This is a genomic window from Salegentibacter sp. UBA1130 (genome assembly GCF_002311535.1).
Lineage (GTDB): Bacteria > Bacteroidota > Bacteroidia > Flavobacteriales > Flavobacteriaceae > Salegentibacter > Salegentibacter agarivorans.
Genome location: NZ_DCAP01000031.1, coordinates 257,996 through 284,514, shown reverse-complemented (window position 1 = coordinate 284,514; position 26,519 = coordinate 257,996). Strand labels below are relative to the sequence as shown.

General features: G+C 36.6%; 20 protein-coding genes. 1 reads left to right on the top strand and 19 read right to left on the bottom strand.

All coding sequences use genetic code 11. From position 1 onward, the window contains the following. Nucleotides 1-146: 146 nt before the first annotated feature. From B4F31_RS12950 to B4F31_RS12920, 7 genes are all read right to left on the bottom strand, one after another. Nucleotides 147-1,661 (bottom strand): sialate O-acetylesterase, encoded by a 1,515-nt coding sequence (locus tag B4F31_RS12950; protein WP_286761448.1) that lies wholly within the window; start codon nucleotides 1,659-1,661, stop codon nucleotides 147-149. Nucleotides 1,662-1,664: 3 nt separating this feature from the next. Beyond that, nucleotides 1,665-3,695: a family 20 glycosylhydrolase gene (locus tag B4F31_RS12945; protein ID WP_286761447.1), complete on the bottom strand. Its 2,031-nt coding sequence runs from the start codon at nucleotides 3,693-3,695 to the stop codon at nucleotides 1,665-1,667. 194 nt (nucleotides 3,696-3,889) lie between these two features. Then, on the bottom strand, nucleotides 3,890-5,233 hold the full coding sequence (locus B4F31_RS12940) for a Gfo/Idh/MocA family protein (RefSeq protein WP_286761446.1): 1,344 nt from the start codon (nucleotides 5,231-5,233) through the stop codon (nucleotides 3,890-3,892). A 16-nt stretch (nucleotides 5,234-5,249) separates the two neighbouring features. Continuing rightward, nucleotides 5,250-6,227 carry a formylglycine-generating enzyme family protein gene (locus tag B4F31_RS12935; protein ID WP_286761445.1) on the bottom strand — a complete coding sequence of 326 codons (978 nt, stop codon included), beginning with the start codon at nucleotides 6,225-6,227 and terminating at the stop codon, nucleotides 5,250-5,252. A 3-nt stretch (nucleotides 6,228-6,230) separates the two neighbouring features. Then, nucleotides 6,231-7,157 carry a hydroxypyruvate isomerase family protein gene (locus B4F31_RS12930; RefSeq protein ID WP_093302088.1) on the bottom strand — a complete coding sequence of 309 codons (927 nt, stop codon included), beginning with the start codon at nucleotides 7,155-7,157 and terminating at the stop codon, nucleotides 6,231-6,233. 2 nt (nucleotides 7,158-7,159) lie between these two features. Next, on the bottom strand, nucleotides 7,160-8,836 hold the full coding sequence (locus B4F31_RS12925; protein WP_286761444.1) for a beta-N-acetylhexosaminidase: 1,677 nt from the start codon (nucleotides 8,834-8,836) through the stop codon (nucleotides 7,160-7,162). A gap of 114 nt (nucleotides 8,837-8,950) precedes the next feature. Continuing rightward, complete coding sequence (locus B4F31_RS12920; protein WP_286761443.1) at nucleotides 8,951-10,105, bottom strand: AGE family epimerase/isomerase; 1,155 nt, start codon at nucleotides 10,103-10,105, stop codon at nucleotides 8,951-8,953. A gap of 114 nt (nucleotides 10,106-10,219) precedes the next feature. Between B4F31_RS12920 and B4F31_RS12915 the strand changes: the two genes are divergently transcribed. Next, nucleotides 10,220-10,927, top strand: coding sequence for a FadR/GntR family transcriptional regulator (locus tag B4F31_RS12915; protein ID WP_286761442.1), 708 nt, complete (start codon nucleotides 10,220-10,222; stop codon nucleotides 10,925-10,927). Nucleotides 10,928-10,931: 4 nt separating this feature from the next. Here the strand turns inward: B4F31_RS12915 and B4F31_RS12910 are convergent, their stop codons facing one another. The 12 genes from B4F31_RS12910 to B4F31_RS12855 all read right to left on the bottom strand — a co-directional run bounded on the left by B4F31_RS12910 (nucleotide 10,932) and on the right by B4F31_RS12855 (nucleotide 26,419). Further along, complete coding sequence (locus B4F31_RS12910) at nucleotides 10,932-11,654, bottom strand: 3-keto-disaccharide hydrolase (protein ID WP_286761441.1); 723 nt, start codon at nucleotides 11,652-11,654, stop codon at nucleotides 10,932-10,934. 288 nt (nucleotides 11,655-11,942) lie between these two features. Continuing rightward, nucleotides 11,943-13,067 (bottom strand): sialidase family protein, encoded by a 1,125-nt coding sequence (locus B4F31_RS12905; protein WP_286761440.1) that lies wholly within the window; start codon nucleotides 13,065-13,067, stop codon nucleotides 11,943-11,945. A gap of 89 nt (nucleotides 13,068-13,156) precedes the next feature. Continuing rightward, the gene (locus B4F31_RS12900; protein WP_286761439.1) at nucleotides 13,157-14,662 is read right to left on the bottom strand and encodes a RagB/SusD family nutrient uptake outer membrane protein; all 1,506 of its coding nucleotides are present in this window, start codon (nucleotides 14,660-14,662) and stop codon (nucleotides 13,157-13,159) included. Between the two features lie 15 nt (nucleotides 14,663-14,677). Next, nucleotides 14,678-17,965, bottom strand: a complete 3,288-nt coding sequence (locus tag B4F31_RS12895) for a SusC/RagA family TonB-linked outer membrane protein (protein WP_245764316.1) — start codon at nucleotides 17,963-17,965, stop codon at nucleotides 14,678-14,680. 90 nt (nucleotides 17,966-18,055) lie between these two features. After that, nucleotides 18,056-18,952, bottom strand: a complete 897-nt coding sequence (locus B4F31_RS12890; RefSeq protein ID WP_093302076.1) for a dihydrodipicolinate synthase family protein — start codon at nucleotides 18,950-18,952, stop codon at nucleotides 18,056-18,058. 47 nt (nucleotides 18,953-18,999) lie between these two features. Continuing rightward, nucleotides 19,000-19,770: a transcriptional repressor AgaR gene (gene agaR / locus B4F31_RS12885; RefSeq protein WP_075326315.1), complete on the bottom strand. Its 771-nt coding sequence runs from the start codon at nucleotides 19,768-19,770 to the stop codon at nucleotides 19,000-19,002. A gap of 204 nt (nucleotides 19,771-19,974) precedes the next feature. Further along, nucleotides 19,975-21,384: a Gfo/Idh/MocA family protein gene (locus B4F31_RS12880; protein WP_075326314.1), complete on the bottom strand. Its 1,410-nt coding sequence runs from the start codon at nucleotides 21,382-21,384 to the stop codon at nucleotides 19,975-19,977. 119 nt (nucleotides 21,385-21,503) lie between these two features. After that, entirely contained in the window at nucleotides 21,504-22,493 is a 990-nt protein-coding gene (locus tag B4F31_RS12875) for an amidohydrolase family protein (protein ID WP_093302447.1), read from the bottom strand. Between the two features lie 88 nt (nucleotides 22,494-22,581). After that, entirely contained in the window at nucleotides 22,582-23,406 is an 825-nt protein-coding gene (locus B4F31_RS12870; RefSeq protein ID WP_075326313.1) for a class II fructose-bisphosphate aldolase, read from the bottom strand. Beyond that, entirely contained in the window at nucleotides 23,406-24,350 is a 945-nt protein-coding gene (locus tag B4F31_RS12865; protein ID WP_075326312.1) for a carbohydrate kinase family protein, read from the bottom strand. The genes B4F31_RS12870 and B4F31_RS12865 overlap by 1 nt, the downstream gene beginning before the upstream one ends. After that, nucleotides 24,340-25,266: a 1-phosphofructokinase family hexose kinase gene (locus B4F31_RS12860; RefSeq protein ID WP_093302073.1), complete on the bottom strand. Its 927-nt coding sequence runs from the start codon at nucleotides 25,264-25,266 to the stop codon at nucleotides 24,340-24,342. Before B4F31_RS12860 ends, B4F31_RS12865 begins: the two co-directional genes overlap by 11 nt. Next, nucleotides 25,256-26,419, bottom strand: coding sequence for an SIS domain-containing protein (locus B4F31_RS12855; protein ID WP_093302071.1), 1,164 nt, complete (start codon nucleotides 26,417-26,419; stop codon nucleotides 25,256-25,258). The genes B4F31_RS12860 and B4F31_RS12855 overlap by 11 nt, the downstream gene beginning before the upstream one ends. Nucleotides 26,420-26,519: the final 100 nt, after the last annotated feature.

Here is a 26,519-nt window from a genome sequence, read left to right as displayed (position 1 = left end):
TGATTAAAAAGATACAAAAAGGAATTTTAGTAAATGTGAATCTACCATTTTTAGGTACAAAAAACCAAAATATACAGCGATCAATATACTTAGGTAAAAATAAGCGTGTTTAAGATAAATTCCTTGTTCCGGATATTTGATTTTGATTAATCACGTTTCATAACTTCCATCTTAAATGTTGAAGCCGGCAAGCCTTCCGAATTAATCAAATTCCCGGTAGCCCAGGGCTGCCAGTTATAGTAAATAAATTTAGGTTTTTCTGAAGTTTTAATAAATACTTTATTTCCTTTTAATTTTGCCGCTGCTTCCGTTTTTCCATTAAGGGAAAATCCTCTCAAAGATTTGCTATTGGAAACGCTTAAGCCATTCCCAATGTATTCAAAATCCACTATTATACTATCATTTTTATAAATAGCACTCTTTGGTAAGGGACCAGAAACTAAAACATCTTGCCCATATTCTTGGTTTAAAGCCCATCGCGCAAGTCTATTGCCCACAGCTTTTTTATTTCGTGGGTGGACGTCGTGACGGGCACCAATATCACTACTCACGGCCATTCCCACATTCTTCATTTCCTCCAGTAATCTACGCTGCCCGTCCCTAAATTCAGGCCAAAAGTGAGAGTCATAATTTATGGTATCAATTGAAGACAACTGAACCCAATAAAAAGGTAAATTAGGGTTCTCCCATTTTTTTCGATAATCCTGTATCATAAGTTTTTGCAGCTCAGGATATTCTTCTACACGCTCCTTTTCCTGGGCGTTACTTTCGCCTTGATACCAAAGAATACCTTTAATTGGCATTTTTAAAATAGGCGCAATACCTGTGCTGAATGCGAAACCAGGTTTATAACCATGATTTGGTCCATTGGAGTGATTTTCTACTTGATTTCCGTTGATATTCTCCCGACCTCTTTCCCTTATCCAATCGGGTAGATGTGCATTATAAAGCCAGTTTGAACCCGTTTTCTTAGAAAATTTTTTATTCTTTTTTAAAGTTTCTAATGCTATAAATGTTTCCAGGGGTGCACCGCCAATAGATAAATTGATAAGGCCTACCGGAATCCCTTTTTTATTTGAAATTTGTTTCCCAAAATAGTATCCTATAGCACTCATAGCTTTAAAAGTAGAAGTATCGCTTTCCTCCCATTTTTTATCATAGAATAATTCTCCCCCAGCAAATTTTTTTCTTTCGTCTTGATTATAGGCCTTCCCATAAATGTTCTTTCCTATATACTTAGGGTTATAAAACCTGAGTTGTTTGTTATTGGCATCTTTTAACTCCTCTTCAAAATGCATCTCCCCACTCATAGGCCATTCCATATTAGATTGACCCAGTAATAGCCACACATCCCCTATTAGTAGATTATGTAAGGTAATTGTTTGCTGGGGTGATTTCAAAATTAGTTCCTGAGGATTAGAGTTGGCAGGCTGCTCATCAAACACTACCTCCCAATTGCCCTTAACATCTGTGACAACAGATTCAACTTTATTCTGAAAATAAATTGAAATTTTAGATTGTGGGGGAGCAATTCCCCAAATTCTAATGGGTTGGTCCCGCTGGAGTACCATATTATCAGTAAATATATCAGCAAAGGTTATTTGCGAATGCATAGGTCTAAAAGCGAGTAGTAAAACAAAGGTTAGTAATAAGCATCTCATAGGTTAATTTTTTGAAGTTGAAAACCTAATTCCTTCCTGCTCCAACGGTGCGAAAGTAAACATCCAATTTTGATAATCGCTACTTCCCGGAACACGGATCAAAACTTCATTCCAACCCTCTTTTAACGAAATTTTTGCTGGTTCTCGTGTCCAATATAATTCTTCATCTTTCCAGGGCACTTCCTGGTCACCTTTACTTCCCCAACCACTGGTCTTTTCAGGTTTCCACCCGGGATTTTTCCAATTGGGAGCGGGAATTTCCTTTTCATTTACCCAAATCGTGCCTCCACTTACATCCCATTCCCCTACTTCAGGAATTCCAGTATAAGCCCGATTACTACGAAAAGGGGTTTCAAAACCAATCCATACGGGTATATTCTTAGCTTCGTCGGCATAAATATAGGTATGAGCGAAATAAGTTTCGCCGGGCTTCGCTTTGGGATAAAATCCACCCTGTTTAAACCGGTACCGGATATAAACTGTATTTCCTGTAGCATTTTTCCATTGAAGAATACTATCATTAATTGAATATGAATCTTTTATTTCGCCCAGGGTTTCCTTGTCTTCAAAAGGACCAATAAGTTTCCATTCGGTATCGGCCTGCTTTACATATTGGAAAGGTTGACCTTTAAAATAGGTGTTTTTATGATACATTAGGAAATCTTCAAAAGCAGAAAAATAATCATGAGCTTTACTATTCTTTGGTGGTACTCTGGTTATAAATTTTGAGGAAGTTTCTGTAATATCGGCTGTCCAGGTTGTCCAGGCATAGGTTAATAGTGAAGGGTATAATGGATTATGTCTCACCGCATCAAAAGGTTCATCAAGGTTTACATCAGGCCAAAGCGCGATGATTCCACCTATTATCTTGTGATTGCTATCCTGTCCAATAGGTTTAAACAATAGTCTCGGAATTTGTAGCATTGGTTCGCTGTTATTGATATAGGAATTTTGAGAATCAATACCCCTTAAACCAGATTGGTCCATTTTTTCGATCTCATGTTCTGGTCGCCAGGTTTGGCGAATTACTCTATCGTTTGCCGGTAAACCTGGATCCCAAATTACGGCCGATCTATTATTTGATTCAATTATATGGAGCATTCGATTCATAAAACCTTCAGGGTCGGGAACATCAACTTCATCAGAGCCCAGGTGTATTATAGGTGCCATTTCTTTCGGAATTTCCTCAAAAAATTCATATAAAACGTCTTCTAAAATCTTCATTCCTTCTTCCGATTCCATTCTATGGCCGGTAGCCGTTGTAAACGAATCGCTATGGCCAGGCATGTCTATTTCTGGAATAACCTGAATTTGCAATTCATTAGCATAGTTAATTACTTCACGAATTTCATTATAAGTATAGAATAGTCCAGGATCCCGTGTAGGCCTATGATTTTCAGCTGCATTAAGTTCTGGATATTTTTCACTTTCTATACGCCAGGCAGGATAATCTGTTAAATGCCAGTGGAAAGTATTCAATTTATAATTTGCCAGTATATCCAAATGATTCTTTAGAGTTTCAATAGGTTGAAAATTCCGGCCCGTATCAATCATATAACCCCGCAACTCAAACGCGGGTTCATCCCAGATTTTTACAGCATAAAAACCTTTCTTCCCATCAACAATCTGTTCTAATGTTTTTAACGCGTAAAAAAAACCAGCATCAGAGGAAGCTCCAATTTTAATTTCATCGGAAGTGATTTCAAGGGTATAGGCCTCCCGGGTTAAACTGTCAATTTTCTTAAATTTAATCTTATTCTTATTGTTCTTACTAGTTTTAACGCCGGCTTTAAACAGCAATTGTTCCAATTCACTTTTTACCGATGGATGTAAAAAGTTAAAGTTATTAATCTCAACTTGCTTAAAGTCTATTGGTTTCTCCCCCCATGAAACTTCCTTTGGGTAGGGCATTAGTTTTACGGGTGCTTCCTTAAGTTCTTCCACACTTAAATTACTTTTGAATTCTTCCTGAGCAGTTGTTGTAAAGCTTATAATATACAAAAGAAGGACTGCGAATATCTCTAGTTTTCTCATTGCCATAGTAAATTGTATTATGTATGATATATAAAAATATAATAAGGGCTTTCAATTGAAGGAAAAAATTTTCAATCTTAGAAAGATCCAGTTTTAAAACTCATTTGAATTCTAAAACTGGATTAATATATAATGATAGATTTTAAAGTTAATAGGAAAAAAATTGTAATCAACTTAAAGTGTGACCACAAAAATTACATAACTTTTGTTTTTCCTGGGGTAGGTATTGGGTAATGCCCATCAGAATTTGGCATTACAGGTGGTGTGGAATCCCAGCTTAGATTTTCAGGAACCAATTCCAGGTTAGATTGAAGTGCTTCATCCCAACTGATTACCTGCCCTGAATATGTAGCCATTCGGCCCATGATCGCAGTCATTGTACTTTTAGCTCCATTCTCAGCATCGCTTATAACCTCGCCGTTTCGAATGGATTTAAACAATTGGTTATGTTCTTCCTGATAAGGGTTGGGATCATTCCGACCTCGATATTTAAAAATATCGTTGCCCTCTAAATCTACTAATTTTGCAACACCTGCATCATTGGTTTCAACAATACCTTTGGTGGCCTGAAACCCCTCTCCTACTTTTGACATTGTTCCGGGTTGATGCCTGCACTGGCTAGAAATTACGGCCCCACCGGGATATTTAAATTCAACAAAATGATGATCGAAGATCTCTCCGTGCTCGGGTCCTGTACGCACTTGCCGACCGCCCATTCCCTGAGCCGAAACAGGATACTCACCTATAAACCAATTCGCAACATCAATATTATGAATGTGTTGTTCTAAAATATGATCACCACAAAGCCAATTAAAGTAATACCAGTTACGCATTTGGTATTCCATTTCGGTTTGGTTTGGCTGTCTGGGGTTTACCCACACCCCACTACTATTCCAATACACCTGCCCTGAAAGAATTTTTCCAACTTCTCCCTTTTGAATTTTTTCAGCAATATTTATATAATTATTCTGGTATCTTCTTTGTAAACCAACAACAACGTTCAACTTCTTTTCTTTAGCAATTTTTGCTGAATCCAAAACTTTTCTAATTCCTGGTACATCTGTAGCCACAGGTTTTTCCATAAATACATGTTTCCCCGCATTAATGGCATATTCAAAATGGTGGGGTCTAAAACCCGGTGGTGTCGTAAGTATTACTACATCTGCCAGATCAATAGCTTTTTTATAAGCATCAAAACCGGTGAACCGATTTTTTTCTTTAACCCTTACTTTATTAGACCCAGCAAACTCATTTTCCAACTGGCCCAAGCTACTAAGTAGTCTGTCTTCAAAAGCATCTGCCATAGCAACCAACTGTACATTTTCGTCGGCTTTTAGAGCTTGATTTACAGCACCTGTGCCGCGACCTCCGCATCCTACCACAGCCAGTTTCAGCTTTTTGTCGTTAAAAACATTGTACATAGCATTCATTTCCATAGCAGGTATCATCATTCCGGCGGTAAAAAGCGCTGTAGTTTTACAAAACGTTCTCCGTGAATTTTTTATAATTTCTGGCTTAATTGGTGCTGTTTTTTTCATTTTTAAAAGTTTTAAATCAAGGAGTAATTGGCCCCCAATATTTTTCATAATCTGTTTCTGTTGGCGGATTGGGATCTCTTACAATCCTAAATCCCACAAATTGAGCATCGGTATTCCACCATTTACTTTTGGGAAATTGAGGGTCGCGCATTTTCCAGTTCTCACTGGATCCCAAACGAGCAGCACTTCTTAAGTATTCAGCATCATCATAATAAGAGCCTCCCCTCACACTATGAGGATATTCATTTTCTGGTACTGCAAAAGGATTAGGGGTCAGATCCTCCCTGTTCTTATAAGTATCAGCGCTATAAGCATCTAAAGTCCACTCCGCAACATTTCCGTGCATATCATAAAGTCCCCATTGGTTTGGTTTCTTTGAACCCACGGCATGATAATGACCGTCACTATTTTCATAAAACCAGGCATATTCATCTAAATCGTCAGGATTGTCGCCAAAATGGTAAGCAGATTGATTCCCAGCCCTGGCAGCATATTCCCATTCTGCCTCAGTGGGTAAGCGATAAAAATATCCTGTTTTTGCTGAAAGCCATTTACAGAATTTTTGCGCGGCCAGATATGTTATATTCACTACCGGCATACCATCGCCTGTTCCCATTCCCAAACTCATATCTACATAAGGCACAGTAGCACCTGAAATAGCATCAACTTTAATAGTTACATCCTTAGCCTTATTCTCTAATGGCAAATCATTTAACGGACGCTCCAGGTAGAGCTTAAAAAGCTTCCATGTAATTTCGTGAGATGCCATCCAAAAAGGATCAATCTGTACCTTATGTAACGGTGCTTCATCTTCATAATGACCAAATTCTTCTAGCGAACTACCCATTTGAAATTCCCCGCCAGGAATAGCAATCATTTTAATCTCTAGATCTGTACCTGAAAATTCCTGAACATAATTTTCTAACTTGTCCTGGCCGTAAAATTCAACAGAAACCAAAGTTAGACAGGTAACAAAAAATTTTATATATCTCATTTTTTAAAAATCGTCACTTTGTTTATATGCTTCTATTACGGCGATTTCGCCCTTTTTTCCCTGCAGGGAGTTCCCATGTTCCATACCTACTATCCCGTCGAAACCTTTTGAATGGATATATTTAAATACATTTTTATAATTGATCTCACCGGTAGTGGGTTCATTTCTTCCCGGGTTATCGCCTACCTGAAAGTATGCTATCTCATCCCAACTGGCCTCAATATTAGGAATTAGGTTCCCTTCTTGTATTTGCTGATGATAAATATCAAAAAGTATTTTGCAGGACGGACTATCTACCGCTTTACAAATTTGATAGGCCTGGGGGGATTCGCTCAAAAATAAACCAGGATGATCTCTAAAATTAAGAGGCTCCAAAACCATTGTAAGTCCGTGGGGTTCTAAAATATCGGCAGCGCGCCTTAGAGATTCAATTACATTTGCAGTTTGATATTGCATATTTAGACGTTGATCCACATAACCGGGCACCACTGTCATCCATTTAGCATTAACGCGTTTTGCAACCTCTACCGATTCCCTTATCTCTTTTAGAAATTCATTTTGCAAGTCTTTATTTCCACTAGCTAAATTAGGCTCAGTCCAGTAAATAGTATGGGCTACAAAAACACCCATGCGTATATTTCTTTTGGTCATTGTCGCAGCCATTTCTTCCTGTAACGCTACGGCCCTACCTTTCATTCCATTATCCTCAAAAGCCTTAAAACCCTGATCGGCCATAAAATTAAGCTGATCTATGGGATCTTCTCCTGCGTGGCTACGAAACATTCCCAGGTGAGGGGCATAATCAAGATTAAAATTATCCTCATTTAAAAAAGTATTTTCATTGAAATTAGCGGCAAAAGCTCCTACCGGCGCCAAACCTGCCAAAGCAGATGCTGCTATATTTTGCTTAACAAAGGTTCTTCTATTCATTATTATTTAGCTGCTGTAGGTTCATTTTTAATTGATTGAGAATCTTCAAAAACATGTGTGGCATAATTTAAATCCATTTCGTCGTAGTGTTTTTTAAATTCGGTTAGCCTGCTTTTAAATTCTTCCCAATTACGTTCTTCAGGATAGGTCCAAACTACCTCAGATAAAGCAGTCATTCTCGGTAAAATCATATACTCTACGTAATCTGAATCTTTCATATATTCAGTCCAAACATTGGCTTGCGCTCCCATAATATACTTTGCTTCCTCAATTGATAATTCTTCAGGAACGGGATCAAAAGAATATACATGTTTAACAGTAGAATTGCCGCCAATTGCCAGAGGTTCATTTTCAGGATTGGCTTGATAATGGTCAAAATACAAATGAGTATTTGGAGTCATCACTACATTATGCTTTTGTTTAGCAGCTTCAATCCCACCCTGGTTACCTCTCCAGGACATTACCGTGGCATTAGGAGCAAGGCCTCCCTCAAGAATCTCGTCCCAACCAATTATTTGACGGCCATTTTTATTTAGAAATTTCTCAATTCGCCTAATAAAATAGCTTTGCAATTCGTGTTCATCTTTTAGCCCCTCTCGTTTTATAACTTCCTGTGCCTGGGTACTTTTTTCCCATTCTGTTTTTGGTGCTTCATCTCCACCAATATGAATATATTCACTTGGGAATAATTCCATAACCTCGGTTAAAACATTTTCCAGGAATTCAAAAGTTTCTTCTTTTGGTGCCAATATTTCGTCAAACACCCCCCATTTTGTAGCCACTTCATAGGGGCCTGTATTATTACCTAATTCTGGATAGGCAGCCAAAACTGCGCGAGAGTGGCCCGGCAATTCTATTTCAGGTATAACAGTTACATGTCTTTTGGCAGCATACTCCACGATATCTTTTACTTCTTCTTGCGTGTAATATCCCCCATATTCTTTGCCATCACCTTTATATGGATCAAAATTCTTTTCTATCATCGTTTCTTTCCTAATAGAGCCAATCTCGGTAAGTTTAGGATATTGTTTAATTTCGATTCTCCACCCCTGATCTTCGGTTAAATGCCAGTGGAAAGTGTTCATTTTATGGATTGCTATTAGATCTATATATTTTTTAATGAACGCTACCGGAAATATATGTCGGGCCACATCTAAATGCATGCCACGATAATTAAATGCTGGTGCATCTGAAATAGCTACGGCAGGAATACTGATTGTTGCAGATTCATTTTGAAATTTAGATTTTAAAGGAAGAAGTTGTTTTAGCGTTTGGATCCCATAAAAAACACCTTTAGCTGAAGCTCCTTCAACTACAACCTTTTCGTGTGTAATCTTTAAATTATAGGCTTCATCCTGATCAAAATCACTTGAAATTTTAAGACTAATGCTTCTTTCCACTTCATCTCTATCAGATTTAATTGCTGGGGTAAAACCGGCAATTTCCCCAATATAATCCGCAAGAAATTCAGCTTCCTGACTTAATTCTTCACTTGCCTGTATTTGAGTATTCTCGTCTATAACAAAAATCCCATTTGAAGTTTCCATTTTTTGTGGAAGCGGAATTATAGCATAATCTTGCTTTTTATTTTCAACTTGTGCAAATTCATCGTAAGATTTGGATTGATCACAGGAGATAAGAGTGGCAGCTAAAATTAAGAAGGCAGTAAATTTTTTCATAATTAACTTTCTATATATAAATTTTGCATAAATATAATTATCATATCGAAAATTAAAAATTTATACTTCATAATTTTTAACTTTCGATATCTTTAAAAATAAAATCACCTTTAATTAATGAGAATTTTCAATATTTTCGAAAGCCTGCCAGCATTGATACATAGCACGAGGCACATGAAAACAACCTTTCCATTTCCCTCCTTTTAAACTAAGGTGTGGTTCACCCTGCCTATTTAAATAGCCAAACCACTCGCCATTCTTTTCGTCGGAAAATTTACTCCACGCATATTCATGGACTTTTTTATACCACTCCCATACTTCCTGGTTTTTGGTTAAACTATAGGCTTTTGAGAGCGCCACAAGGGCTTCCAGGTGTACCCACCAAAGTTTTTGATCCCATTCTAACTGCTGGGGTGGATAACCTTTAATATCAAGAAAGTAAAAAATTCCGCCGTATTGCTTATCCCAGCCAAATTCTAAGGTATTTAAAACAACCTGGACCGCTTCATCCAACAATTTTTTATCATTCTTTCTTTCTGCAATATCCATCATGAACCACATTGCTTCAATACCGTGGCCTGGGTTAATAAGACGACCTTCAAAACTATCTGAAAATGAACCGTCCGGATTTAAGTTTTCATAAATTAGTCCATCGTCCTGAAGAAACACCTCCATCACTTCCGTTATGCTGTGTTCCAGCCGCAGATCAACCTCTTCTTTTGGTAAGACCGATTCCAGTTCCAAAACAAGATTGGATAAAATCATTGGAAGGGAAAAATTTCTAAGGGGCCGGTTACCCGTAGTTTTATCGTATTTACCTTTTGGATTTTCCTTTCTATCTAGAATATTATAGTAGGTTTTACGAGCCAGTGCTTCAATCTCTTTATCTCCACTGGCTTTTGCATATTGCCCGAAAGCCATCGTTGCAAAACAATCGGAAAAAATATTATAGGGAGCAATAAGAGGTTTCCCTTCACGGGAAAGGGAAAAATAAAAGTTACCATTTTTATCCATGCCATGAGTGCGCAAAAAGTCAATCCCGTTTTTAGCAATGTCAAGCCATTCCTTTTTTTGATCTACATTATTGAAAAGAAACGAATACATCCAGGCCTGCCTTCCCTGCAACCAGACAAATTTATCAGTATCATACACCTGGCCTTCCTGGGTTAAGCACGAAAAATAACCTCCATGTGTCTTATCGATTGAAAAGTTGCTCCAAAAAGGAATAACATCTTCTAAAAGTGCTTTTTTATATATAGTTGAATTCATATTATATGTATAACATAATACGAATATAAAAATTAGTTATATCTTTATCCTCCATTATCTGATATTTTATAAATTATTTTTATTTCTTAGCTTTTTTGGAATATTTGCATGACTATGAAGAACATAAAACCTATTGATACACTTTCTCTGGTTGATAAAGTTGAAATTCGACTCTTAGAATTTTTTAAAAATAACAATTTAAAACCCGGAGATCCAATTCCCAAAGAACTTGAGTTTTCTGAATCACTGGGAGTTAGTCGTACGGTAATAAGGGAGGCATTACTAAGGCTAAGAACCCTTGGATTGGTGGAGTCAAAAAAACATAGAGGCATGGTTCTTACTGAACCAGATATTATAAATAATTTTGCCCGTATTTTAGATCCCACGCTTTTAGGCACCGGTATATTAAAAAATCTTTTTGAACTGCGTTTAATCTTAGAAATGGGAATGGCAGATTTTCTTTTTGAAAGAAAAACCCAGAAAGATTTAGACGATCTGGAAGAGATTGTTGTAAAGGAAGAGGAACAGGAGTCAGATCAAAGCCATTTTAGCCTTGATAAGGAAATATCTTTTCACGGGAAACTCTACCAAATTTCAAATAATAAAACCCTGCAAGGCTTTCAGCAATTGTTATTACCCGTTTTTGAATATGTTCATTTAAAAAATACTCCGCAAGATTTTAAACATCGATATTCTTCGGGACATTTTGTTACTCACCGAATGTTAATGGATAATATAAAAATTGGAACACCAGAAACATTTAGAAATGCCATGCGTCATCATTTAGAACCTCATTTTGATTCTATTTTTAAAGAAAAATAAACTTTTAATCCAGTCGCTTAATTTTAATATCCCGAAATTCAACTCCTTGCCCTTCGGCCTGAAGACCAATGTATCCCTGGGTTAAAAGTTTTCCATCTTGTTTAATTTCCGGATCATAACCTTCAGTGGTACCACCACCAATTTGAGGTTTTGTATATTTTAATACCGTTTTACCATTCACTTTATGAATAACAAGACTGTCCTGAACTATCAATTCAGCTTGCACCCATTCGTTCCATAAGTAAGTATCTGAAGAGGAACTAATACAATGCCGTGGATCCATTTCTCCCTCAAAAAAAATTTCAGTGCCTGGGGAACACATATTTCCCGTTGGGCGTGGATTGCCGTCACCGGCATCTGCCAGCATTTGATATTCAACTGAAATAGGCCAATCCTGATTTTTTAATATGGTTTTTGGATCTTGAGAATGAAACATTACCCCACTGTTACGGTAGGTATAACCCGGCGCATCTTGCATCCATTCATCTGTAAAACGATATTCAAATTTTAAGTGGTAGTTTGAAAATGGTTTCTTATAAAAAAGATGACCGTATCTTTCGTTAAAACGTTCATATCCTTTATAATTTACCTGAATAACTCCATCTCTAACCTGAAAAGTGTTTTGATAATTATCACCCAATTCATGTTTGTGAATTTTCACTATCCAGTTATCCAGATTTTTTCCATTGAATAAATATTCCCAACCATCATCTTTTTCACTTTTCAAAGTATTTACTTTACAAGAAACCAAAATTAAAATGCTAGCGGAATAACAAAAGAATTTAATAATATTATATTTCATCTGAATATTAAATAGGAAAATTAGGTGTTAAAATAGTTTAAAAACACCAAAATCAAAATACCCGGACGGAATTTTGATTTAGTATTGTAAAAAATCCAGATCTCGGTATTCACAACTGGCTAAATTAAATCAACTGTAATTAATCAAGGAAACCTGTGAAATTATCAAAGAATATCGAGTCTGGATAATTGAAAGTATTTTGGTTATTGTTTTTTACTTATCAGTCAACCATTCTAAAGAAAAGCTTGTGAAAAGATTCCTGGAATAGCCATCGGCTTCAAAAAACACACCTATATCACCATTCTCTAAAACCGTAAGATCAGAATAGGCTGCAGATCCAGGATATATAATTTTTCCCTCACTCCAGGTTTCTCCTTCGTCATAACTTATACGAACGCTTAGGTTTTTTCTTTCCTCTGCATCATTGGAATTTGAAAAAAGCAGGATATCTTTTTCGTTCTCACCATCACGAGTATACCTAATAATACTTGCATTATTTCCTGGGTCGGTTAATTTAGTTTCGGGACGGGTTTCCCAACTTTCTCCCTTATCATCAGAAATATGTACATATCGATGTCCTTCACCTGTATTCACGCGAGCATTAATCATATATCTTCCATCGGCAAGTTCAATAACCTTAGACTCATCTGCAGGTTGAATTGGGGTGTCGATTAAAAACCAGTTTTCTCCGTGGTCATCACTACCAAATAAATGTAGACCATTATCCAGGTTTACAAGGGTATGCAGTAGCCTCCCAGAGCTTGTTTGTGTTCCACGTCCAGAAGTAATGAATTTAAAATCTTTATGCCATTCATCCTTAGCAATTTCCGTAGTAATATCGCGGGGTTCTGTCCAGGTTTTGCCGTTGTCTTTACTCGAAACTACATGTAGATAATAGATATTCGCTTCATTGTCAAGATCCATAAAGTTATAGAACATAAAAATTTCTTCTGTCTCTTCATCAACAATCATAGAAGGGTCTGATGCAGATTCTCCCTCGGGAAAGTCAACTACTGTTTCAATTTCGCTCCAGGTTCTACCATTATCGGTACTTCTACGCTGTACAATATTTATATCTTTGCTCCCTCTTAAATCTGCACAAGAAGGTACTCTCTCATCTATTGCAGCTATAATATCTCCATTAGGAGCAGTTATCAAAGAAGGGATACGATAACAGGCAATATTCTCTTTAGCTTCTGCATTAAAAAGATCTTCAAACACTAACTCCTGTGTTTCAGGCTCATTAATTTCTTCTATTTTGGCTTCTTTTTCTTTAGCGTTATCATTGCAACCTTGCAAAAAAGCACCGAGCATTATTAGTAATATAATTTTTTTCATAATTTTTAATTTAATTAAATTTTAAAAAAGGCCGCAAGTGCGGCCTTTTCAGCTAACTAACTAATAAATAATAACCATGGGTATAATTATTATTCATAACCTTCTGTTTGTTCCAATAGCGGATTATTGGCTATCATTCCTGGAGAAATTGGTAGTTCCAATTTATAAGCTTCAGCTGCATCCAAACTTTCTATTTCATCAAATATAAATGTGCCTCCTGCACGTCTTAAATCCCACCAACGTTTTCCTTCCCCGATAAATTCTTTTAACCTTTCATCAAGAATTGCACGAGTATTCTCTACCTGAGAGCCACCTGTATAAGCATCTTCGGCTTCTGTATAATCCTCTCCATAAGCTCTTATTCGAATTTGATTGATTTCTTCTGACGGATCTTCCCCTAAATTATTTTTGGCCTCAGCCAAAAGCAATATAACATCGGCATATCTAAACAATGGTACATCATTATTACTTAAACGGCTACCTGCTTCAACTACACCCAAAAACTTTTTCAGAATAGAGGCCTGATACCCTTCAGTATCAAATGGAATATGACCTTCATCATTACCATAAAGCCTAATAAAAGTCTCATCCCTACGAGCATCTTCAGTATTATCAATCATTTCCAGTATTTTAATACTTGGACCATAACGGTTACCTCCATTAGAAATAAAATCGGCCATAGAGTTACCATAGGAATCCCAGGTAGCATTTATCTCTGTAGACCGACCAGTAAATAATCCGCTATAAAAATTTCCAGCTTCATCTTGTGTATAATCAAATTTAAAAATGAACTCATTATTATTTTCATTTTCTTCACCCCACAGATCATTGTAATTTTCTACCAGGCTAAAGCCCATTCCTTGTACTTCTTCTAGAGCTAATTTTGCTTCATTATAATCTGTATCTCCCCCGCCAAGGAGTTTACCAGACCATAAATAAACTTTTCCTTTCAAGACCAAACTTGCAGCTTTAGACCAATAGGTTCGCTGCCCATTCCAAAAAGATTCATCATCTCCAAAAGCCTCTAAAGATCTGGCAATATCGCTTTTTACTAATGCCATTACCTCTTCTTTAGAAGAACGAGCTTTAGCTAATTCGCTCGGATTAACGTCTAACAAAGGTTCAGTTGAAATTGGTACTCCACCCCAGGTTTTTAACATTGTAAAATACATAAATGCCCTAATTCCATACACCTGTCCAATAAGGTGAGCTTTATCGGCTTCATTGTCAAATTCGATATTTTCAATATTTAAAAGAAAATCATTAATATGATGCATATAACCGTAAAAACCGGCCCAATTTCCAAATGGCACCTGAGTAGCACTAATATTTTGATTAATTAAATCAAGGTTAGAAGGAGATTCAAAGGTAGGGCCACCCCAAATATCTGACCGAACTTCACCCATAACCCAGAAAGTACTATTATAATTTCTAAAATTAGCATATAAACCAACCTGTGCGGCCCTTGCAGCCTCTTCACTCTCCCAAAACCCATTATAGGTTAGGGTGCTTTCTGGCTGTAGATCTAACTCGCTTTCGCAAGCTCCTAGTGCAAAAACTAAGAAAAGTGCACTAACTATTTTATAAATCCTCATAATAATTATTTTTTATTAAAAACTTAAATTAACCCCCAGAGTATAACTTACCGGTAAGGGGAAACGACCGCTATCTATACCTCCATTTTCTGGAGAGTAACCGGTATAATCATTAAAGTATGCTAAATTACTTCCCGTTCCATATATTCTAAGGTTTTGGAATACATTACCTATAAGTTCTCCTGGAACATTGTAACTTAAGGTCACCTCCCTAAGAGCTAGGTAGTCCCCTTTTTCCCAATAACGAGAACTACTATTGTACTGTCCTCCATACGGAAAGGACAAGTGGTTACGTTGTGGATCAGTGAAATCGTATCTGGGAACGTTTGTATTTGGATTTTCTTCCGTCCAGGTATCTAACAATTCGTTAGTCCAGTTCATATTTCCTTGAACTTGCGCCATTCCCCGGGATCTTGCATTGTTTTGTATTAGATGGCCTAAAGCAAAGTCAGTCTTTATAAACAAGTTAAAGTTTTTATAGGTAAGATCTGAGGTGAATCCTCCAAAGAAATCTGGTGTAATTCTACCAATTTTCACCCTGTCGCGAAAATCTATAATATTATCACCATTCACATCCCTCCAACGAGAATCCCCTAACTGCTGAAATTCTGGGTTGGTTGCCATTTCTACTCTACGACCTTCGTGCTCTGCCAGATCTGCTTCAGTTTGATAAACTCCTTCTTGAATATAAGCCGTAACAATATCAGTTCCCACTCGTTGTCCTTCCTGTAAACCACCTATATATCGGGTACCATCGGTTTCAGGGTCATAAACCTCAATCCCTCCTTGACGGTTGTTTTCTACCCCGTTATCAGGTAAAGATTCCACATATCTTTTTTGTGTAAAATAAGTACCACCAATATTCCAGTTCCAATTGTCGTTATTGACAATTGTTGCATCCAATTCTAATTCAAAACCTTTATTTCTTAAGGTCCCGTTATTCACAAGGATAGAACTAAATCCAGTCCATTGAGGTAAAGTTAAACCTGCAAGTTTATCATCCACATCTCGAATAAAATAATCTACTAAAAGATTCACACGATTTTTAAACAGGCCTAAATCCAATCCAAAATTGAGTGTAGTGGCACGTTCCCATTTTAGACCAAGTGTTGGTAAATTGGTATTAGCGTAACCGGTTTGACCACCATACACAGCGGTTTCCGCATATAAACCATAAACACCATAATTACTCAATACATCTATATTCCCATTCACCCCATAACTTACACGTGGCTTAATACGCGATACTAAGCTTTCAACATTTGAACTTTCATAAAAGTTTTCATTATGAAGATTCCAACCAAATGATACCCCTGGGAAGAAATCATATTTTTCAGTCCCTAATCTCGAAGTTCCGTCTTGTCTAAAAGTAAGACCTAGTAAATATCTATTATCATAATCATAATTTACCTGCCCAAAAACTGAAGCAATAGCATAATTAGTTTTTGAGGAAGAAGGCACTCCATTAGCTTCTGCTCCCGCATTCAGAGTAGTAATTAAATCGGTAGGAGATAACCTTGTTGCTCCACTCAATACAAAATAGTCTTCTCGAAAAAATTCTCCACCCAACATTGCATTAACATTGTGTTTTTCATTAAAAACATTATCATAAGTAACCGTGGCCGTGGCCTGATTCCTCAATGTTTTTTGATGGCTGGCAGAAGCATTTCTAGTGGTTACTAATGATCCCGCATTTAAGTACGCTTTATTAAAACTCTCATTAGTGTTATTAATAGTAAAATGGGAACCCCTAAGCATTAAGTTGAAATTTTCTATAAACTGCCAGTCCAATTGTACTGATGCAGTAAGACGCTGCTCCAAATTCTCACTTAAAAATTTATCCTTATAGTATAATGGATTACCAAAACTAGTATTTGTACCAGGGTTTGGATCATCACTTAAACTCCCATCGGGATTATTATTATAAATCCTGGACGTAGGTGGTTGCCCCGCCGCACGTTCGAATATTTGATTATCATTACCCAAATAAGTACCATTAACTTCGGAATGCGCATAAAGTAAATTTGAAGAAACTTTAAAATTATCTTTTACGTTATAGGATCCGTTAAACGTTCCTGAAAACCGTTCAAAACCAGAACCAATAACAATACCTTGATCATCAAGATATCCCAAACCGGCATAATAAGTACCTTTCTCATTACCGCCATCAAAAGAAAGAGAATGATCTTTTGAATGACTATTTTGAAAAAACAACTCACTCATATCATTTTCTTGAAAAATTAACTGCTGCGACGGATTTATAGGATCTTGAATGGAACTCCAACCTGGCTGATCTAGCAAATATCTATTATCCTCTCCTAAAATCATTGTAGTAAAAGGAGAGTTTGTAGTGTTATTGCCAGTTCCCATCCCCTGGGGTCCTACTAGAAAATTATTAAATGCGCCTTCACCAAGTACTCTTTGTGTATTTCTAATGGCCCTACGATTATAAATAATAAAATCTTCGGCCCCAAGATATTCTGGGGTGTCCCGTCTTTCATTGATAGTATACCTATGCCTATAGGTAATGTTAGAACGTCCAGCTTTTCCTTTTTTGGTAGTTACCAGAATAACTCCGTTTGCAGCTCGCGCACCATATACGGCAGTAGAAGCAGCATCCTTTAAGACTTCCATAGATTCAATATCGTCGGAATTTAAAGCATAAAAGGATCCAGGAACTCCGTCAATTAAAATTAATGGACTACCGCCACCACCAAAATCACTCCCCCCACGTAGGGAGATACTTGGTGTAGCTCCGGGTTGTCCAGTGTTTTGAGTTACACGTAAACCTGCAATAGTACCCTGAAGCGCTGTAGCCGCATTAGATCTAGGCGCGCTTTCCAGTACCTTAGTATCTAATTTGGAAACTGCTGTAGCCATATTACTCCTCAACTGGGTGGAATACCCGGTAACAACCACTTCATCCAGGCTGGATAGATCTTCTTCAAGAATAACATTAATTTCAGAATCCCCGTCTTCTACAACGATTTCGGTAGTTTTGAAACCTATATAACTAAAGGATAAAGTTTCTCCCTGGGATACTTCTATATTATATGCTCCATCAAAATCGGTTTGAACACCACGATTAGTATTTTTCACTAATACATTAACTCCTGGTATAGGGATTCCTGCTTCATCTGAAACAACTCCTGAAACTTCGAAATCCTGAGATTGCATCGTAAAGCCAAAACACAAAAATACAAGCCCACCCAATAGTACTTTATTAGTGAAATCTGGCCGGGATAATTGTAATACCTTATTCAAAAGGTATCTCCAATCATCCATAATTAATCTTTTTTTCATAAAATTAGGATTTAATTTGTTTGTTTTTAACACTGCTAATATAAATAAAAGCATTATGTTATACATAATAATTTAATAAAAAATTTTTCGTTATGATGAAAAATATTCGGATAAGCCAATGTTTTCAAAAGTTTCGAAAGCATTTTTTATTTCAGAATCTTTTAAAGTAGGATGCGGATAACGAGAGGGGCCACAATCTATGCCAAGTTTCTTCATAAAACTTTTCCCAGATCCGTTGAAGCTTCCATAGCTACTCAATGTTTCTACAAATTTTGCTACAAAACTCTGTAATTGTGCAGCTTTCTGAAGATTACCTTTATCAAATTCTTCCTTTATTTTATAAAAAAGTGGTGATAAATGATTGTAAGTACTTCCAACCCAACCACCAGCCTGTAAGCCTAGTGAAGAATAAAAAGCTTCATCTACTCCAAAGAAAATATCCAAATCAGGATGACCAAGACTCGTTTTTTGAAATTCTACGAGATTATTCTCAGTAAATTTAATACCAGCAAAATTGGGAATTTGCCCCTTAGCTTTTTCAGCAAAACTCAGCATTGGAAAATTTACACCGGTTAAAACAGGTAAGTGATAGTAGTAGAAAGGAAGGTCTTTTGCCTTTAATGCAATTGATTTACAATAGTCAATTAATTGCTGGATATTTGAAGGTGTAAAATAAAAAGGAGCTATTGCTGCCACTGCATCTGCCCTTCCTACTGAGGAAGCTGCAAGAATTTCTGCCTCTTTCAGGCTATTGCTTCCCACGTGATTTATTAAGTATAAGCCATTTGATTTATGATCTGCCCAGGCTTCCAGTAGCTCTGTACGCTCATTAGTGGTTAATGAAACAAAGTCACCAGTTGAACCATTAATAAAAACTCCAGATAGTTTATTCCTTTTAAGGAAATCGGCATACGAACCAACCATCCCAGGATTAATGCTCCAATCATCTTTCATAGGCGCATAAGTCGCCGCAAACAAGTTTTTCATTTGATATGTATTATGTATTACATATCAAATATATAAAATATTATCTTTTATTCACCTTTTCCTGCAATTAAAACTTCCACGTTATTCTTTTGTAACATCTTAAGGTCGTTCTCATCAATTCCATCGTCGGTAATAACCTTATCTATATGTTCAAAATTCTGAATAAAAGCCAGGCCGGTTTTTTTGAACTTAGTAGAATCTGCCACCACAATTACTTCTTCAGCAATCTCAATCATTATTTGATTTAGATATGCCTCTTCCATATGGTGGGTGAAAAAACCGACATTACTTCTAATACTATCTACTCCAAGAAACAATTTATTACAAAAAAGCTGTTTTAAATTTCGCTCCGCCATTGGCCCCACTAAGGACATGGAAAATTCCTTTAAATATCCGCCAGGCATATAAACTTTTAAATTATCAAACTGAGCAAGATTGTTAACAATGTCCAGTGCATTAGAAATAACCGTAATTTCCTTAAACTTCCCCAGATTACTCGCAATTTCAAAAGTAGTTGTTCCTGAGTCCAGAATAATAGAATCATTTTCCTGGATAAGACCAACAGCGGTCTTCCCAATTAGCCGTTTAAGATCGCGATTAATACTTTTCTTTTCTGATACCGCTAAGGCCAGGTTATTTGTCTTAAAAGCACCTCCATGAGCCCTAACAAGGAGTTTATTTTTTTCTAATTTATCTAAATCGTTACGAATAGTAACTTCACTCACACTAAAGTGCTCACTTAATTCGGTTACATTCACTTTATTTGTTTCATCTAAAATTTCCAAAATTTTAGATCGGCGTGCTGCGGCTTTTCTCATAGATTAGCTTTGATTTATTTAGTTAACTATTTTCCCTATTAGAGGTATAGTTACTTTTTTATTATTTATTCCAAAATTAGACAAAAAATAAAAAATTCCTGTTAGTTATAGACAACAAAACAGGAATTTAAAAAATATTATATTTCGTTTGAAAGTTTTATTCCAAAATATACAAGTTTTTTCGTAATAATGAATAAATAATTTCTAAGCTTTTAATATTACATTGGTTGTTCCACCTCCTTTTAAAGTTACATCTACAGGCTTATTATTCTTCCATGCTCCTCTTGTAAAATCAGGCACGTCCATAGACTGAGCTCTATTGGTAACAGAATCTACTGAAAGAGGGGTGATTGCGCTCCATAAAGCTGCATCGTATACATCCTGGTCTAAAGGAAGGCCATTTCTAAGACAATCAATCAATCTCCAGTCCATGATAAAATCCATTCCTCCATGGCCACCGACTTTCTTCGCCATATCACCTACTTTTTTCACTATTTCAGGAGTATATTTACTTTCAAGTTCAGACATTTCGTTCTCATTTAACCAACTATGTCCCTTAGCTACTCTCTCAGGGCTTGGCCATTTTCTCGCAAAAGCTTTAGTCCCGCTTACTAAGTGTATTCTAGAATAAGGGCGTGGAGAAGTAACATCATGCTGCACCATTATACTTTTTCCATTTTTGGTCTTAATCATGGTGGTATTCATATTTCCAGCATAATCTTTACCAACAAATTGGTCATAAAAAGAATCATCTTTAGCTAATTCTTTAGCTTTCCCAGCCATATGAAAATCATTACTGGATAGGGACGTTAAATAATCCATTTGGTCACCCCTGTTTACATTCATTATCTGGCAAATTGGGCCTAAACCATGAGTTGGATAAAGGTTTCCATCTCTTTCATAGTTCTCTCTTAGACGCCACATATCTTCATAAGCATTTTTCTGAAAATTTAGATCTAATAGATCATGGATATACGCTCCTTCTCCGTGAATAATTTCTCCAAAATAACCTTGGCGTGCCATATTCAAAGTTAAAAGTTCAAAGAAATCATAACAGCAATTTTCAAGCATCATACAATGCTTCTTAGTTCTTTCAGATGTTTCCACAAGCTCCCAACATTCATCTATAGTCTTTGCCGCTGGAACTTCTACTGCAGCATGTTTTCCGGCTTCCATAGCGTATACTGCCATTGGCGTATGCCAGTCCCACGGGGTTGCAATGTAAATTAAATCCAGGTCTTCCCTGTCTACCATTTCTTTCCACGCATCATCACTCCCCGAATATAAATCGGGATTATGGGAAGTTCCCTTTAAAAGTTCTTTTGCTTTTTCAGCCTGTTTAGGTCTTAAATCACACAGTGCTTTAATCTCCACTCCTTCAATCTGACTCATACGGTTTACCGCACCCGGACCTCTCATTCCCAGACCAATAAAACCAATACGAACGGTATCTAATTTGGGAGCGGCATAACCGCTCATATTAAACTGTTGGGGACCGGTAGGAGCATTTGCTAAAAATGCTTCAGGCCCTTTGCAGTTTAAAAAGCTACTGCTTACCAGTCCAAGCCCGCCAAGACCGGTTATTCTTAAAAAATCTCTTCGGTTATTTTTCATAATAAAAGTTTTAATTCTAGAAAATCTGTATAGTTATTAAGTACTTAAGAAGTAGCAGATCATAAAAGATATGTTTTCATACTATTTAAAGCGAACCCGGAAAAACAAACATTAGCAATTTAAAAATCGGAAAAACCATAAGTTTCTTTCGCATTAGTATAGAATATCTTTTCCACAACATCTTTGGGGAGATCGAGACCTTTGAAATCTCCTTGAAATTCCGGAGCGCTCAATGTTTTTGCTGTGGCGAAAAAATCGTAATGAAATTGCCACAAATTTTCAAACCTTCCGGCGATTTCGTCTGCTGGCGTATTACCGTCGTCAATCACATCGGTGCCGTATATAATTCTATCTTGATATTTTATGCAGAAGTTGCGTACAGCTTCCCAATTATCTTTAGCCTGCAATTGTAAATGGCAAACACGCTCAGCTACATCGGTTAAAGTATTTGGATATGCCTCCAAACGAGCAGCAACTTCTTTGATGCTCCACTCCATGCTAAACAAATGAAGCCCCACATAGGTTATTTCGGGGAATTTTTCTAGCATATTATCCCTGGCCTGCATTTGATCTTCATAAGAGGGATATTGCTTTTGAAGAAACATATGATATTCGGGATGGTCTTTAAAATAGTTTCTATCTGAATCTACGGTCATTTCATCCAGAGGTAACCAACAATTTCGAGGCTCTCCCTGATGACCTATAAGCATAATTTTATTCTTTTGAATAAAATCAAAAATTGGATCAAAGACAGGATCATCTATCATTACAAAACTGCCGTCTTCGTGATGATAATCAAAACCTACATCTTTCCATATCTTCACCCCTACTGCCCCATTATCTATCCCTCGCTTTATCTGATTGATAGCATCATCTACAAACTCTGAAGTTCCCCATTTTTTAAAATTGAACGTGGTAAAATATTTTATTCTTCCCGGATATTTTTTCTGAAGCTTAAGAATGATCTTTTCCTGTTCTTCAATTTCATCAAAAAATGGGATATTGGTGTTTATAGAAAGAAAACCCGAATTATATTCCATCATTTTCTCCATTTTTTCTGCAGAAAGCGTGTTTAAATGCACGTGCGCATCTATAAATTTTGATATCATATTGTTTTCTTTTTTTAATTCTATTTGCACTTAATTTTTTTCCTCTTCATAGGAAATAGATTTTGGCTGCACTTTATTCTAACAGCTTTTACCTATTATTCTTTACAATTTCTAATTTACCTTTAACCAGTTTTGTAATTTCTTCAGTTGCTACGGGAAATACCTTTCTTAAGTCTATCTCTTCATTATTACGCAATTCACTTTGCAAGGTTTTCATAAAGATATTCTTGATTTCTGTAGCAAGGTTTACTTTACAAATCCCTCTGGAAATGGCTGCCTGCATCTGGGAACCTGGCACTCCAGAACCACCGTGCAATACCAATCCTACAGGAGTAGCTTTTGCAATTTTCTCCAGTAAATCTAATTGTAGCTCAGGTTCTTTTTGGTAAAATCCATGTGCAGTACCAATAGCAACTGCCAGGGCATCAATTCCCGTTTCTTCTACAAATTGTTTGGCTTCTTCGGGTTGAGTAAAAACTTCTTCATCGTGAGATTGTCCTAACTTAGCAACGTACCCCAATTCAGCTTCTACATGTGCTCCATATTTTTTAGCCCGTTCTACAACTTCCCGGGTAATTTGAATATTCTCTTCAAAAGCTAATTCACTACCATCTATCATTACTGAATCAAAACCTGCATCCAGGCAACGCTGCGCTAAATCTACCGAACCACCGTGATCTAAATGAATCCAACCTTCTACTCCAAACTGTTTTAATCCAGTTCTTCCTAAATTTACCGCTGTTTCCAATCCCATATAATCTATAGAGCTCTGGGTAAGTTGTAAAATTAAAGGTTCATTCATTTCTGAAGCGGCACCTAATACCCCATGCAAGGTTTCTAGGTTATAAAAATTAGTAGCCAGAATTCCACGGCCTTCACTTCTCAACTGTTGTAATTTTTCTTTTAATTTCATTATAATTTCTTATTCACGATTTGTTGAATTTTGCTTTTAATTTCTTTCTCATTACTAAAAGCACCAGTACCTCCGGCCGCCGTTGTACTTACTGAGCCTGTGAGATTAGCATAATCAAGGCACTCCCGTAAAGATGCTCCGCTTAGGAATTTCTTTAAGAAACCTGCATTAAAGGAATCACCGGCACCAATGGCATCTTTATATGTGTTGTTTAAATAAGGTTTTATTGTAATATCTTCAGATCCGGATACCACCCTACCACCTTTATCTCCTAATTTTAAAGCCAGAATATTAGTATGGTTTTTTATCGCTTCAATAGCACCTTTTAGATTTTTCTTTCCCGTAAGTTTCAAAAGCTCATTCTCGTTAGGAAGAAAAACATCTACAAATGGTAAACAATTTTTATAATCAAAATCCCATTTATCCTGTGGGTCTACCTGTAAATCTAGAGAAGTACTAAGTCCAGCTTCCTTTGCTTTCTTAAATAGTTCAGTAATATAAGGCTGCATACCAGGCTGCAGAAAATAATTTGAAAAATGAAGATGTGAAAATGTTGAAATATTTTCCCAGGGTATATGTTCTATACTTAGCACACTCATTGCTCCGCAATAAGTTACATTGGCCCTATCCTGATCATAATTCATCACTACGGTAATACCGGTTTTGTGGTGTTCAGAACGACTAATAAACCGAGTATCCACATTTTTTCCTCGTAATTCTTTCAAAATAAAATCACCAAAATTATCCTCTCCAAGCAATCCACAAAAGGAAGTAGGAACACCCAGAGCAGCAATATTCGAAGCTAAAATTGCTGAAGAACTACCCAGGGTAAAATCCATGTTTTCAGCAATTTTTTCAGCACCTATTTCCGGAAAACCCTGAATTTGATTCAAAATAAGATCAATATTCAACTCTCCAACCACCAATAGTTTTTTATTGCTCATATATTATCTCTTTTACTTCTACCTGAGGTAATAACCGGTTTACATCTTCTAAATGTAACATTCCCAAATCTTCGTTTAAACAGTTTGCTGCCCCACAAGCCACTCCATAGGTGGCAATTTTAGATGGTGAGAAGTTATTTGCCACACCATAGGCAATACCTGCAGTAAGACAGTCACCACTCCCTACTGGGCTTATTACCTCATCTATTTTTACATTTGCTGTGATAAGTTTTCCCCTATAAAAAAGTTCCAATCCTTTACTACCGCGGGTTAAAGCCACTAGCTCTACCCTGCCGTTCAAAGTCTTCAACAAATCCTCCATATTAGCACTACCACAAAGACTCATGGCTTCGTGCTCATTAAGGTGCAAACCAAAAAAACCTATTTCAAGTGCATTTTGAAGCTGTTTACCGGTACAATCAAGTATACTTCGCTTTCCAAAATTATTTCCTATCTGGATTAATTCGGCATAAGTATCTGCAGAAATTCCCCTGGGCCAGGATCCAGCCAGACAAATAATGCTGGTATGTTCAATTAAACGTACATATCCCTGTTTAAAATCTTCCCAGTTCTTTTTATTAAGGCTGGGGCCCGGTTCTAAAATCTCGGTATTATTAAATGCTTTATTTTCCGATAAAAATGTATAACACTTCCTGTTATTGTCTTTTAAACCAATTCCATTTATATAAACACCCTTCTTTAGGCATTCCTTTTTTATCCATTCTCCAGAGGATCCACCCCAAAAGGCGTATAACATAGATTCTGTTCCTAGTTCTGCAAGGGCCAGGGCTATATGGGTGGCTTTACCGCCTGGATATTCTTTTATATTTGATATTCTATTTGATTGGCCGGCAACAAGATTATTCATCCAGGCGTAACTATCTATAGAAGGATTAGGACAAAGATTAAGAATCATGCTCTATTTTTTCAGGATATTCATAAATTTTCACGCCTTGCACTACCCGGCTTATTGCTCCAGAAATCGAGGGGTTATCTGGATTTAGACCTAACTGTAAAGATTTATAATAACCCATAATCTGGCCCACCAGAGTCGCAGGTACAATATTTAACTGCTGATTTGAATTTAAATTTAAATCTATATTTAGACAGGAATGGAGGACTTTATCTTCTGAACGACCAATACTTACACATTCTATCGTTCTGGGATCTTTTGCAATAGATTTTGCAAGATCTAATTCATATTTATAAACATGGTCACTAGGCGAGAAAAGATAAACCAATAAGGTTTGTTCATTAGTCACTGCACGCGGACCGTGTCTAAAACCTAAAAAGGAATCATGTTTACAAATAATCTGACCATCTGTTAATTCCTGAAGTTTTAAATGACATTCCCGGGCAATTGCTAGCATAGGTCCAGAACCCAAAAATACCACGCGTTCAAAATATTTCGCCGAAATTTCTTTAAAAGCCTTTGCACTATCCAGAAGAAGATTCCCCTGGTTCATTATTCGTTGCAATTCCAGTTTATGACTTTCCAAATTCTTTAGATCACTAACCAATAATATACTTAGTAACATTGAAGTAAAACTCCCAGTCATTGCAAGGCTTTTGTCATTCGCTTTTTCCGGGAGTAAAATGGCTAAAGCGGTTTTTGTATTAGCTCTGGTATATTTAAATAACTCCCCTTCTTTATTGCAGGTAATCACTAAATGAAAAATTTCAGAGCAAAAACTGTCGGCTAAATTTACAGTTTCAACACTTTCCGGACTGTTACCGGAACGAGCAAAAGATACTAAAAGCACTGGATGATCTTTAGGAAAAAAAAGCTCAGGATGGGTGACTAAATCGGTTGTAGCAATGGCACGTGTAGTACGTTTGCTGTTTTTTTGAACCAGCCCTTGAGCTGCTTCTCCTACGAAAGCTGAAGACCCAGCCCCGGTTAAAATTATTTCTAAACCATTCTTATTCAAGATTGGGTCTAAAAAAGCTTTGATTTCTTTTTGTTGTGCTTGAATTAGATCAAAAACCGATTGCCATAATTCTGGTTGACCTTCTATTTCTTGTTTGGTATGTGAGACACTTTGTTCTCCTGATTTATTCTCCTTCATATATATTATAAGTTACCTCCAACTTTCTTTTTTCAAATAAAACAAAAAAAATTGAAAACGAAAAATTTTTTTTCGTTTTACAGATTTTTTTAAACTTTTA